Genomic DNA, 13,162 nt, shown 5'->3' with positions numbered 1-13,162 from the left:
GATTTATGTCAGTTTACCACCTAGTTTACAACAACTAGGTGAGTTTTTGCGTAGTCTTTCAGTGCGTTGCGAAGGTGGCCGTCACCATTGCGCAACAAAGACATCAAGGTTTTGGAGAAATCTTCCCCATGAAGGGACATTAGCATCCGTTTCACTGGTCCGATTCCCCCAGCAGGCATAGAGAGACGAGTAAAGCCCAATCCGATCATGGCCATAGCTTCGAGTGGACGCCCGGCATGTTCGCCGCAAATCGAAATTGGCGTCTGTCCAGCGCTATCGCGAATATGCTTCAAGAAAGTAAGCGCAGGTCGCGATAGAATGTCATAGCGATCAGCGACCTTGGCGGTGCCACGGTCTGCCGCGAAAAAGAACTGCATCAGATCGTTGGTGCCAATGGACAAGAAATCAGCATGTTCCGCAATCGAGGCTGTATCCCAAGCCAATGCCGGAGCTTCAATCATCGCGCCTGCTTCCACTCTCGATGGCCCAAACCGGCCATTGGCGCGGGCCCATGCCAATTCTTTTTCGAGGAGCTCTCTTGCGCGGTGAAACTCATCCACCACGGCTACCAGCGGGAACATAACACGCAACAAGCGGCCCTCTGCTGCACGCACCAAGGCCCGCAATTGATAGCGGGACAGGCCCGGCCGGTCGAGGCCCATTCGGACAGCCCGCCAGCCCATGGCAGGGTTCTCCTCGCGCTCAGTTGGCATGTAGGCCGCAACCTTATCGCCACCGAGATCAAGGGTTCGGAAGGTCACAGGGCGGCCGTTGGCGAGATCCAACGCTTCAGTATAGAGCGCGGTTTGTGCGTCGAGACGAGGCAGCGAGTCCGCGATCATGAATTGAAACTCGGTCCGATAAAGGCCTACGCCACTGGCCCCTGTTGCTTCCAATTGCTCCAAGTCAATGGCTAGGCCGGCATTTAGAAGCAATTGAATTGTCTGGCCATCTAGAGTTTGACTCGGCAGGTCCTTGGTGGCTGCAAATAGTTCCTGCTCGGCACTTTGGGCTACAAACCGGCTATGTAATGCAGCGGAGACCATTTTGTCGGGCCGCAAATAGGCTTGGGCTTCATTGCCGTCGACAATGATCATGTCGCCAGCTTCAACCCGGGAGAGTAGGTTGGGCAGTTGGCCCAACATGGGAACACCCATTGCCTTGGCCACAATCGCCGCATGGGAAGAGGGGGACCCTTCTTCTAGAAGAATTGCTTTGATACGCCCACGGCCATATTCGAGAAGCTCCGCGGGGCCAATATCGCGCGCAACCAGAATAGAATCCTCTGGTGCCTCCTTGCGGTCCCCGGCATCGCCTGACAGATATCGCAGCAGGCGATTATCCAGTTCTTCGAGATCGTGTAGGCGGTCGCGAATATAGCCGTCCTTGGCACTAGACATACGTGCGCGGTGTTCAGAGCGCACTTGCTCTACCGACGCTTCTGCTGTCAGGCCGTTTTTCACCCCATCGCGCAGCCTTCGTTCCCACGACCGGTCTTGGCTGAGCAGGTGAAATGTCTCAAGAACTTCAAAAGAAGTGCCTCCTAAGGTCTGCACATCCCCTGCCAGCAGCGCTTCCAAGCCTGAACGCAATTTGATCAAAGCCTCATCGAGCCTTTGTTCTTCTGCCACTGGATCGTCAGACAAATAGCGAGTCGGCTCAACATCTGGATCGTGAAGAAGCGCCTGACCCGAGGCAAGTCCACGTGAATAGGCTTTGCCTTTAATCGTTTCGGGCGTGGTCGGCTTGATTTGGAATTCGGACAAGGCCCCTGTGAGGTCCTCGACCGAGACGATTTCAGCCAGCACCGTCGCGATCAACTGTAGGGCTTCGATTTCGTCATCTTCATAGGTGCGGGCATAGCGGTTCTGCACCACCAATACCCCCACAACCCGGCCGCTGCGCAATACTGGCACGCCCATGAAGGATTGGAATGGGTCCTCGCCGGTTTCAGGACGGTAGGAAAAACGCGGATGCTTTGGCGCGTCCGCGAGGCTAATCGGCTCGACGCCTTCAGCCACCAGGCCAACTAGGCCTTCGCCTGCCTTCATCCTCGTGCGGTGGATTGCGTCGCGTGAGAGGCCCTCTGTGGCGAACAATTCCAGCGACCCGTCCGAACGCCGCAGATAAATAGAGCACACGTCTGCAACCATCGTCGTGCCAATCTGCGCGACGATCCGGTCTAAGCGGGTTTGGGTGTCCGCGTCCTGTACCATGACATCGCGCAGGCGACGCAATAAGACGCGTGACCCCCCCGCATTGCCAGAAGAAACAGGGCTCATTCACTTCCTCAAAATGGTGCGGTGTGACACCCCGCACCCGCAGGACCACACCATAAGTCGCCTTCCCCATACAAGAGAAGGGATAAACTGTCCTTCAAAGCGACAGCATTTTTTGCTGGAAGCTGCACAAAACTTAGGCAGCGTCGAGCCCATAAGCCGTATGCAGCGCGCGAACGGCTAATTCAGTGTAAGAGCTGTCGATCAAAACCGAGATTTTGATCTCGGAAGTTGCGATGTTTTCAATATTGATCCCTTTCTTTGACAGGGCATCAAACATGATGCGGGCAACGCCTACGTGTGATCGCATGCCGACGCCGATCACGGACACTTTTGAGACGTCTTTTTTGACTTCAACCTGTTCAAAGCCAATTTGCTCTTGCGCTGCACTCATCAGCGCCATAGCGCGATCAGCTTCCCGCTCTGGCACGGTAAAGGTCATGTTGACGGCACCTTCAGTACGTGAAGGGGCTTGGACGATCATGTCCACATTGATGTTTGCCTCAGCCAAGCGGCCAAAGATATCGGCGGCAACGCCGGGGTGATCCTGCAAGGCTTTCAGCGAGACCTTGGCTTCGTCGCGCGAATAGGCGATGCCCGACACGATTTGCTTTTCCACAATTTCATCCTCATCACAGACCAAAGTTCCAGGGTTTGGCTCACCGGGTTCTACAAAACTCGACAACACGCGTACCGGCACACGCTTGGCCATCGCCAATTCTACCGACCGAGTTTGTAAGACTTTCGCCCCGAGTGAGGCCATTTCGAGCATTTCTTCATAAGAGATTTTTTCAAGGCGTTGAGCCTTTGGTACCATGCGGGGGTCGGTCGTATAGACCCCGTCCACGTCGGTATAGATATCACAACGCTCAGCCTTCAGCGCGGCGGCAACAGCAACGGCGGAGGTATCGGAACCACCCCGACCCAAGGTCGTAATACGGTCCTCTTCGGTCACGCCTTGGAAGCCCGGGATCACCGCCACTTCGCCAGAATCAATAGCGGCTGCCACTTCTTCAGCATCAATATCTGATATACGGGCAGAGCCGTGTGCAGAGCTGGAAGCGACGCGGATTTGCCATCCCTGCCAGGAGCGTGCCGGGATCCCCATGCTACGTAAAGCCAAAGCGAGAAGACCAGTTGTGACTTGTTCGCCAGTGGCGACCACAACATCATACTCATCATCGAATAACTCTGGGGGCAGGCCTTCCCCAGCTTGACGGGACAGTTCGACTAGACGATTGGTTTCGCCCGACATGGCCGATACGACCACAGCAATCCCACGCCCTGCCTGACGCTCAGCACTCACCAAGCGCGCAACGCGGCGGATACGTTCGACGTCTCCCACAGAGGTTCCACCAAACTTCATCACCAGACGCGACATGCTTCTTTTCTCCTTAGATATGCCCTTAGACGCAGAAATCCGCAGTTACAAACAGACCACGGCTCTCGACGCGCGCGCTCATCGCTCTATGAAGTCTTAAGGTCAATCCTTTCGCATGTTGCAAACTGTCACACAGGTGAGTTGAACTCGATGCCTAGAGCCACCCAAGACGCCACGATGGAGATGCCGCCACACTCGCCTTCGATCGACCCCTTAGAAGTGGCCAAGTTTGCGGCCATGGCGGAGGACTGGTGGAACCCTTACGGCAAATTCCGCCCTTTGCACAAATTTAACCCCACGCGTCTGCGCTTCATTCGCGAGACAGCAGAAGCCCATTTCGGTTTGAAGCCTGGTTCTGACCTACCCCTCAAGGGTCTGAAATTACTTGATATAGGGTGTGGTGGTGGTCTTCTGAGCGAGCCGATGACACGCTTGGGCGCAGCTGTAACCGGGGTGGATGCAACCGAACCCAATATCAAAACGGCCATGACCCATGCGGCCCAAACAGGGCTTTCGATCGACTATCGTTATGGCACCGCGGAAGGATTGCTGGCCGCTGGTGCAGGCCCGTTTGATATTGTGCTCAACATGGAAGTTGTGGAGCATGTGGCCGATGCAGCAGCTTTTCTAAAGAATACTGCGCAATTGGTGGCACCTGGTGGCCTCATGTTTGTTGCGACCATCAATCGCACCCCTAAAGCACTCGCGCTTGCGATTATCGGGGCCGAACGAATCTTGCGTTGGTTGCCGCCTGGCACTCATGACTACGACAAGCTGGTCAAACCATCTGAGGTTCAAGCAGCCTTAAAACCGGAAGCGGGGCTTAGCCTGGATGAACCGATTGGCGTCAATTACAATCCACTGATGGATCGCTGGTCTCTAGGGGCCGACACCAGCATGAATTACATGATTGTCGTGCGTAAAGCGGCTTGAGGGTTTGAACCGCGTCGCATTGCTCAAAACGCAGCAGGACCAAACCGGAAGGCTTGGTCCTGCTAAAAAGCTTCTATGTCGTTCTTAGGTATTCCTGGCAGCCAGCGTCTTTGGCTTCGTCGCTGAAGGGTAGAAACCGCCCTTCAGGTCAACCTACATATCGTCCATCTCGCCATCTTCAGAGACAGGCTCACCGGCCAAGACTTCAGCGAGAATGCCAGCGTTCTGGCGCACCTTATGTTCAATCTCAGCCGCCATTTCAGGGTTTGACTTCAAGAAGGATCGCGCATTGTCCTTGCCTTGGCCAATTCGGGTGCTGTCATAGGAATACCAAGAGCCAGATTTCTCAACGATCCCGGCTTTAACACCCAAATCAATCAATTCGCCCTGCTTGGAGATGCCTTCGCCATAGAGAATGTCAAACTCCACCTGTTTGAATGGCGGGGCCACCTTGTTCTTGACGACTTTGACGCGGGTGACATTGCCCACCACATCTTCTTTGTCCTTGATCTGGCCAATCCGGCGAATGTCCAGACGCACCGAAGCATAGAATTTAAGTGCATTCCCGCCCGTTGTGGTTTCAGGGTTACCGAACATCACACCGATTTTCATACGGATCTGGTTGATAAAGATCACCAAAGTCTTGGAGCGCGAAATGGAGCCAGTCAGTTTGCGCAAAGCTTGGCTCATCAAGCGGGCTTGCAGGCCGGGTAGGCTATCACCCATATCGCCTTCAATTTCAGCCTTTGGCGTAAGCGCCGCGACCGAGTCGATTACCAAAACGTCGACCGCGCCTGAGCGCACCAAAGTGTCGGTGATTTCGAGGGCTTGCTCGCCCGTGTCTGGCTGAGAGATCAACAGATCACTCAAATCTACCCCAAGCTTGCGGGCATAAATTGGGTCGAGCGCGTGTTCGGCATCGACGAAGGCGCAAACTCCACCGCTCTTTTGTGCTTCAGCGATACAATGCAGCGCCAACGTGGTTTTGCCCGAGCTTTCAGGGCCATAAATTTCAACAATGCGACCACGTGGCAGGCCACCAATCCCCAAGGCGATGTCGAGACCAAGAGAACCGGTTGACACGGATTCAATCTCGACCGCTGCGCCTTGTTCGCCCAAGCGCATGATCGAGCCTTTACCAAAGGCACGCTCAATCTGAGACAGAGCCGATTCGAGAGCTTTTTCTTTGTCCATATCGTTTTTTTCCACCAAGCGAAGCGCTGCATTTGAAGCCTGAGTAGCCATCTTTGAACCCCTTTTCACGATTCCCGCCTGCATCGGCACAATGGGCTCAGTAGAGCTGTGTGCAAACCAGACCTCGTCACGTCATGGGGGTTTTGTATCTGATATGTTCTAAGAACACAAGTGGAACAAAGTGGATTAATCTACTTTTTTAGAATATATACGTCCGATTATGACGTATTAAGCCGCCGCAAGTTCTGTTTTGACCCGTTCGGCCAATTGTGCCAGCGTAAATGGCTTTGGCAAGAAGGAAATGGAGCGCTCATCTTCCAAGGTCTGGGCAAAATCCTGTTCTGCATAGCCAGACATAAAGACAATTCGGGCATGACCCAAGTAAGGCTTGGCTGCTTTCAAAAGGCCTGGGCCATCCAAGCCAGGCATGACAACATCGGACAAGACAAGGTCGAAGCTGTTGGGGTCATTCTCAAGAATTTCCAGCGCTTCTTCGCCATCTCCCGCCGAGGTCACCTGATAGCCGCGCTGCATCAGAAGGCGGGTTGCAATATTGCGAACACCTTCTTCATCTTCGACCAACAAGATTCGTCCGCGACCTGCCAAATCCATCGGCCGCGCTTCAGCAACTTGGGCTTGCGCTGCTGGCATAGCGTCACTGACATCATCGGCGGTGGTGGCCGGCAAGAAGACGTGAAAGGTCGTGCCTTCATCCTCAACCGAATCAAGCGCAATAAAGCCATCAGATTGCTTGATGATGCCATAGACAGTAGCCAAGCCAATGCCGGTGCCTTTGCCTTGTTCTTTTGTTGTGAAGAAGGGTTCAAAGATTTTGGTGGCGATGTCTTGGCTCATGCCAGTTCCCGTGTCGGTCACAGAAATCATGGCCCAATCGCAATCTTCGATATCAGCAATGCTCAAGCCCTTCAGAGCCGTTCGCACATCCTGCGTCGTTGCGCGCTTGGTGCGGACGGTCACGGAGCCTTTGCCCCTGCCAGACATCAACACCGCATCGCGGGCATTGGTGACGAGGTTCATGAAGACGGTTTCTAATTGCTGCTTGTCAGCGCGCACATTGGGCAGGTCGCGGCCATGGGTGATTTCGAAGATGATGCGCTCGTCCAAGACCTGCCGCATCAAAACTGCAAACTCAGTTAAAACGGCCCCAACATCTAGAACATCACGTCGGAAAGTCTGTTTGCGCGCGTAGGCCAGAAGCATTTTGACAAGCTCTGCTGCCCGCGCACTGGTGTTCTGAATGCTCTGCAATTCACCATAGCTGGGGTCACCAACGGGATGGCGCGCCAGCAGGGCGTCGCAGTTCAGTGTGATGACCAAAAGGAAGTTATTGAGTTCGTGGGCAACCCCGCCCGCGATTTGCCCGACGGCTTGCATTTTGCTGGTTTGAGCGAGGCGATGCTCCATCTCCCGGCGGGTTGAGACGTCGACCAGCATGAGGGCCGCGCCATCATTTTCGTCTTCTAGCAGCCATCCTTCGCAAGTCTGCCCGCCGGAATTGGCTATATCCAGCTCAATAGGTCGCTGCCCGCCAACTTCCAGGCGGTCTAAATCATCAGCATGGGCAGATGCAACCAAGTCTGAAAGCTTTGCCCCTTTGCCAGCCCCTGCAATTCGGACGAAGGCGGGATTGGCTTCTTGAATAATCGCTTGGCGTGCTTCGCGCCGGTCCAAGCGGGCAAAGCCGACCGGGGCTTCAGCAATCAATCGTGCGAGGCCGGTCAACAGCGAAGATGCGGTTTGAACAGCAAGTGCGCCTTGAGATGCAGATCCCAAAGCATCGTTAGAGTCTTCCTGTGGCTGGGCCGGTCCCTCAACTGTGGTCAATCGAACCAAAGCATTGTCACCGATAGCGCTGACGCGGACGCGCACCTGTCCTTGTGTTTCGTCTAAACTTATCCCGCGGCGAACCGCCTTCGAGGCCCTAAAGGCGCAGGCTTGGTCGAGCAGGCTCATTAAGAGGGGGTCAATCGACACAGGTCGGTAGATGCCATCATAGGCAGGGTTGCCTGCAACAAAGCGTCCTGACCGGGTGAAGAGGGCGGCGGGGCCATCCATACTTGCCAGCCAGTCATGTGATTCCGACCGGGAAAACATCTTCAATAGTCCAGCCATGCGTCTCTGCCCCAAATCGTTCCAAAGTTTCGCCTAGGCGGCGTTTTGGACTCGACTCTGGAGAGAATCACCTGATTTGCGCCGCGCGGCTACACCCAAAATCACTCCAATGATTTTTGCTACAGCTTGATAGTGTTCGGCTGGAATAGTCTCTTCAAGATCAACACTGGCATATAGCGCACGGGCCAAGGGGGGGTCTTCGATGATGGGCACGTCTGAAGCCGTTGCAATCTCACGAATTTTCAAAGCTAAGTTGTCCACACCCTTGGCCACGCAGATCGGCGCAGGGGTTTCGCCAGCAACATAAAGTAAGGCCACGGCGAAGTGGGTTGGATTTGTGATGATCACAGTCGCTTCAGGCACTTTGGCCATCATGCGATTGCGTCCGCGCTGCATCCGGATCTGTCGCACCTTCATTTTGATCAGCGGATCACCTTCCAGCTTTTTGTATTCGTCTTTTTGCTCCTGTTTGCTCATTCGGTTTCGCTTGATCCAAGAAAAGCGCTGGATCGCGTAATCTGCGACTGAGGCGACTGCGATAATGCCAATCAACGCAAAGCAAAGTTCAAGCAGGATTTTGACGAGGACCGGCATCAGGGCGGCAGGTTCCATCGCTACTAAGATCGGCATTTCTCGGGCGTGGGGTGCCAAGATTGCGTAAGCGACCCAGCAAATGACGATCAATTTCAAAACGGTCTTGCCAAAGGTCATCAAAGCTTCGGCCCCAAACAGGCGCTTAAAACCTGCGATCGGGGAAATTTTATCAATCTTTGGGATCATCTTCTCGGCTGTGAACAATAGACCCGACTGCACGAGATGGCCTGCCAGACCAGCAACACAGATTGCGCCAATCGTGGCGCTCAACAAGATTACCATTTTGGAGCCGACATCGAAGCTGAGGCGTTGCAGGGCGCCACCATCAACCGCAAATTGCTCTGGTCGTTCAATGAAAACCGTCATGTAGCGGGCAAGGTCTTGCGCGCTGTGGAGACCAAGAGTCAAAAGAACTGCAACGCCTGCCGTTAGGACAAACAAGGTCGCGATGTCTTGCGACTTAGGAACATCGCCTTTTTTACGGGCCTCATCCAGCTTGTACTGGCTGGGGGCTTCAGTTTTTTGCGATTCATCTTCTTCCATCTGGCGGCCTCAATTCAAGGACCGACCGGCGGTGGCAATGGCTTCAAGCCACACCAACATGCCCGCCCCAGCGGTAATCGCAAACAGCATGATTCCAAGCAGAACCTGAATCGGCTGGGCGATGAAAAACACTTGGATAGCGGGCGCCACTCTGTTGATTATGCCTAAAGCCACGTTGATCACGATGCCAAACAATAACAGGGGTGCCGTAATTTGGATGGCTAGGGAAAAAGCTTGGCTGAAAGCACGCAGGCTAAACTGGGCCATATCGCCAAGGGGGAGGGGCGCACCGGGCAAAAAATTGTCAAAACTCTTGGCCGCACCGGAGATAAACAAGTGGTGTACGTCGCTTTGAAACACCAAGGCCGTTCCAAGGAGGGCTAAGAAAGTCCCGAACACCGCGCCTTGTTGTTGCTGCGAGGGGTCAAAGGCCATGGCCATAGCAAGACCAGTCTGCATCCCAGCAATCGCGCCAGCTGTGGCGAGCGCTGAAAACAAAATACGGGTTGTCAGGCCCAGCGACAAGCCTATCAAAATCTCTTTCGCGATGGCGAGGAACATATCGGCTGTATCAGATGGCAGCGGCGCGATCTTAACTGAAACAACCGGGGCTAAGGTAAACGCGATAAAAAGCGCAACCATTAGGCGGGCTCGCGCAGGTACGAACTGATCGCCGATGCCAGGCGCGAGCATCATCAATGCGCCAACCCGCGCGAAGACAAGGCCGATTACCCAAACCGTTTGGGGGAGGAGTTCCATCCGAGGGCCCCTTAGCCCGCGCCGCCAGACGCAACTTTCGCCAACATCTGGGTCATAAACTCGCCCAGCATCCCGCCCATTAGGGGCAAAAACAGCAAAAGTGCCGCAAAGATGGCAAGGATCTTCGGCACAAACACCAAAGTTTGTTCTTGAATTTGGGTAAGGGCTTGTAACAGACCAATCACCAAGCCAACCGCCAAACCAACCAGCATGACCGGTGCCGACATGGCGATCGTCAACCAGATCGCGTCGCGGGCAACATCAAGAACTTCTGGGGCATTCATCGTCAGCTTCTCCGACTCAGGGCGTTAAAGAACCAATTCTAGTTCCGCACTGGTATGGGATGGCTTGGCATGGTTAATAAAGTCTTGATAAACGCGCCTTTGCCTTGATTTCCATCTCGGCGATTTCAGTTTTACGGACCGGCCAAGCGCCTCTACAGCATATCTTCGTAAAATGCCCCGGCCTTCAAGACGTGATCGACGACGTGGATCTCGAGAATCCAGGCGGCTGGCGAGGGGGTTTTGCCATAGGCTTTGAGTTTTCCGCTGTGATGAACACGGTGCGGAAATGCCCCGATCCGGTGGCCAGATGCCCCTTCTAATGCCAACGTGCGTCCGCGTTTGGCAGCCTCAGCCAAAGCGAAGTCATAGAGTTCGGGCCCGTTCGCGCCGGTTTCGCTCCAATGCGCCTTGACTGCAGCGAAGACCGCCTTGGAATCCTCGATTAAGCTTTCGTAGGCGGGGACTTGGCCCAAGGTGAAGCCGGCACCGACGTCACCTTCATGGCCCTCATAGCAGGGCCCAATGTCAAGGAAGAAGATATCATTGGGCTCTAGAATATGCGGGGCGGCCGGCTGTTCGCCAAACGGCAGGAGCGTGTTTGGACCAAATCGAACTTGGCTGGCATGCCAAAGCCGCTCTGCGCCACTCTCCATAATTGCCTGATCGACAATCGCTTTGCCGTCGAGGTCATTCATCCCGGGCTCTATCATAGCCGCAGCTCTGGCCAATGCTTCCCAAGCCCGCGATTGGGCGCCCTCTTGAAGCTCCAATCGGAAGTGCGGGTGATTGGCTTCGCGAGGGTCGATCACGGCCGTCACTTAGCCTCGTCCGCGATAGGGCGGCACACCTTGATCGGGAATCCAAACACCCTCTGGTGCTGGGCCCGTCGCAAAGAATACGTCAATTGGTATGCCGCCACGAGGATACCAATAGCCCCCAATTCGGAGCCATTCTGGTGCCAGAAACTCAACCAAGCGCTTGCCAATTGCGACGGTACAATCCTCGTGGAAAGCGCCGTGGTTTCGGAAACTGGTTAGAAATAGCTTCAGGCTTTTACTCTCAACCAACCAGTCACCCGGCACGTAGTCGATGACCAGATGCGCAAAGTCAGGCTGCCCTGTGACAGGGCATAGGCTGGTGAATTCCGGCGCGACAAAGCGCGCCAGATAGACAGTGCCTAAATGGGGATTGGACACCCGCTCGAGCACAGCCTCTTCAGGAGAAGCATAACCGCGAACGTCTTGGCCGAGGGTGCCTAGACCCTCATAAATTGAAGAATTGCTCATGTGCGTGATGTAGCGCTAAATCAGCCTTCGTGCACCCAACCTCTGCACGCGACATACATCATCCGCGCCCACTTGTACCACATCGTGCTTCAAACCGATCAAGAGTGCAGCAGAAGAGGCGATTAGCACGTTGTTTTGTTGCCAATCTGGACAGAGGGCACTAGCGTAAGGTCACGAGGGAGAAAGCGGCCCAAAAGTGTCGCACCCACATGAACCTGTTTAAGGGGGGTTGAATGGCTGAAACCAAAGCGGCGACTGGACTTAGTCGAATTTTCGCACGCAAATCGGTCGCTCAGATCATGAGCGAGAACGAAAAGAGTGAGTTGAAGCGGACCTTAGGGCCCGTCAATCTGGTGCTTTTGGGCATTGGCTGCATTATCGGGGCGGGTATCTTTGTTCGGACCGGGAATGCTGCAGCCTTGCACGCTGGCCCTGCCGTGATGTTGTCCTTCGTGGTAGCAGGCTTGGTCTGCGCCTGTGCCGGCTTATGCTACGCAGAACTTTCTTCAACCCTGCCTGTCTCAGGCTCAGCTTATACTTATTCCTACACCACATTGGGCGAATTTGCTGCTTGGATCATGGGCGCGCTTTTGCTGCTTGAGTACGGGCTTGCCGCCTCAGTGGTGGCAGTGGGCTGGTCTGGATATGTGGTTAGTCTCTTGGGTGACTTTGGTTTGGTTATCCCGCCAGAGTTCACGGGACCGATGAATCACACAACCACCCTCAAAGACGGTACGACCTTGACGACTTTGTTCAATGTCCCTGCATTTTTGGTAACGTTGGTTCTCGCCTGTTTGCTGACGATCGGCATTTCAGAATCCTCGCAAGTCAATAACGTCATTGTTGCCATCAAGGTTACAGTGATTGTCGCCTTCATCGTGATCGGTGGCTATAAGGTCCTGACTCATCTACCTGAATTGTCTCAGAATTGGGTGCCGTTCATCCCCGAGAATGAGGGTGAAGGGAAGTTTGGCTGGGAAGGTGTTTTCCGCGCGGCTTCCATCGTTTTCTTCGCCTACATCGGTTTTGAAGCGGTCTCCACCGCTGGCCAAGAAGCGAAAAACCCCAAGAAAGACATGCCGATTGGCATCATTGGCTCTTTGCTGGTCTGTACCGTCCTCTACATGTTGGTGGCGGCGGTTTTGACCTTGCTGGTCAATTACAAAGAACTAAACGTGCCTGATCCAGTCGCTGTGGCAGTGGACTCCATGGGACCACAATGGGCTTGGTTTGCGATGACGATTAAAGCTGGAGCGATCATTGGTCTTACATCGGTGATCTTGGTGCTCATGTACGGCCAAACTCGGATCTTTTATGCGATGGCACGTGACGGCCTATTGCCTAAGATTTTCGCGCGGGTGCACCCCAAGTTCCAAACACCTTGGATCAACACTATTGTGGTCGGATTGCTCGTGGCATTCGCCGCAGGCATGTTCGACATCAACGTGTTAGGTGACGTCACCTCGGTTGGTACGTTGGCCGCGTTTGCCATCGTCTGCATCTCGGTGATTTGGTTGCGTCAGGCCCGTCCGGACCTGCCACGCGGCTTTAAGGTGCCACTCTACCCCGTTTTGCCAATCTTCGGCATTTTGTCGTGCGTGGCTTTGATCTTTACGGTGGAACAGCGCGTGCTGCAGTTCTTCTTCTTCTTCTTGATTGGCGCAACCGCAATCTATTTCCTTTATGGGATGTGGAACTCCAAACTTGCCAAGGGTGAATTCGTGACGGGTCATGAGCCTGCGGCCAACGAATTGCCACACAAACTCGACTAGGGAC

General features: G+C 54.4%; 11 protein-coding genes. 2 read left to right on the top strand and 9 right to left on the bottom strand.

Annotated features, from left to right (window positions below; genetic code table 11):
• Positions 1–20: 20 nt before the first annotated feature.
• Together ptsP and ACIQ20_RS00625 are read right to left on the bottom strand one after the other, a co-directional pair.
• Positions 21–2,282 (bottom strand): phosphoenolpyruvate--protein phosphotransferase, encoded by a 2,262-nt coding sequence (ptsP, locus tag ACIQ20_RS00630; protein WP_395776402.1) that lies wholly within the window; start codon positions 2,280–2,282, stop codon positions 21–23.
• A 133-nt stretch (positions 2,283–2,415) separates the two neighbouring features.
• Positions 2,416–3,660, bottom strand: a complete 1,245-nt coding sequence (locus ACIQ20_RS00625) for an aspartate kinase (RefSeq protein WP_395776400.1) — start codon at positions 3,658–3,660, stop codon at positions 2,416–2,418.
• A gap of 150 nt (positions 3,661–3,810) precedes the next feature.
• On the opposite strand from ACIQ20_RS00625, the gene ubiG reads away from it, so the two are divergent.
• Positions 3,811–4,593, top strand: coding sequence for a bifunctional 2-polyprenyl-6-hydroxyphenol methylase/3-demethylubiquinol 3-O-methyltransferase UbiG (gene ubiG, locus ACIQ20_RS00620; protein ID WP_395776398.1), 783 nt, complete (start codon positions 3,811–3,813; stop codon positions 4,591–4,593).
• A 153-nt stretch (positions 4,594–4,746) separates the two neighbouring features.
• Here ubiG and recA read toward each other — a convergent pair whose 3' ends face one another.
• From recA to queF, 7 genes are all read right to left on the bottom strand, one after another.
• Positions 4,747–5,838 carry a recombinase RecA gene (gene recA, locus ACIQ20_RS00615; RefSeq protein WP_395776396.1) on the bottom strand — a complete coding sequence of 364 codons (1,092 nt, stop codon included), beginning with the start codon at positions 5,836–5,838 and terminating at the stop codon, positions 4,747–4,749.
• 177 nt (positions 5,839–6,015) lie between these two features.
• Positions 6,016–7,920 carry an ATP-binding protein gene (locus tag ACIQ20_RS00610; RefSeq protein WP_395776394.1) on the bottom strand — a complete coding sequence of 635 codons (1,905 nt, stop codon included), beginning with the start codon at positions 7,918–7,920 and terminating at the stop codon, positions 6,016–6,018.
• Between the two features lie 33 nt (positions 7,921–7,953).
• Positions 7,954–9,057 carry a flagellar biosynthesis protein FlhB gene (gene flhB / locus ACIQ20_RS00605; RefSeq protein WP_395776392.1) on the bottom strand — a complete coding sequence of 368 codons (1,104 nt, stop codon included), beginning with the start codon at positions 9,055–9,057 and terminating at the stop codon, positions 7,954–7,956.
• 9 nt (positions 9,058–9,066) lie between these two features.
• Positions 9,067–9,816, bottom strand: a complete 750-nt coding sequence (gene fliR, locus ACIQ20_RS00600) for a flagellar biosynthetic protein FliR (RefSeq protein WP_395776390.1) — start codon at positions 9,814–9,816, stop codon at positions 9,067–9,069.
• An 11-nt stretch (positions 9,817–9,827) separates the two neighbouring features.
• Positions 9,828–10,100, bottom strand: a complete 273-nt coding sequence (gene fliQ / locus ACIQ20_RS00595; protein WP_313585971.1) for a flagellar biosynthesis protein FliQ — start codon at positions 10,098–10,100, stop codon at positions 9,828–9,830.
• 152 nt (positions 10,101–10,252) lie between these two features.
• Positions 10,253–10,909, bottom strand: coding sequence for a M24 family metallopeptidase (locus tag ACIQ20_RS00590; RefSeq protein WP_395776387.1), 657 nt, complete (start codon positions 10,907–10,909; stop codon positions 10,253–10,255).
• Between the two features lie 9 nt (positions 10,910–10,918).
• Complete coding sequence (queF, locus tag ACIQ20_RS00585; protein WP_395776385.1) at positions 10,919–11,386, bottom strand: preQ(1) synthase; 468 nt, start codon at positions 11,384–11,386, stop codon at positions 10,919–10,921.
• Between the two features lie 233 nt (positions 11,387–11,619).
• Here queF and ACIQ20_RS00580 point away from each other — a divergent pair, with 233 nt between their 5' ends.
• Positions 11,620–13,158, top strand: coding sequence for an amino acid permease (locus tag ACIQ20_RS00580; protein WP_395776383.1), 1,539 nt, complete (start codon positions 11,620–11,622; stop codon positions 13,156–13,158).
• The last annotated feature ends 4 nt before the right edge of the window (positions 13,159–13,162 follow it).

Origin of the sequence: Aquidulcibacter sp. (assembly GCF_044346625.1) — a bacterium.
In the GTDB taxonomy this organism is placed as follows: domain Bacteria; phylum Pseudomonadota; class Alphaproteobacteria; order Caulobacterales; family Aquidulcibacteraceae; genus Aquidulcibacter.
The sequence above is the reverse complement of the archived record's forward strand: the minus strand, read 5'-3'. Positions and strand labels throughout refer to the sequence as shown.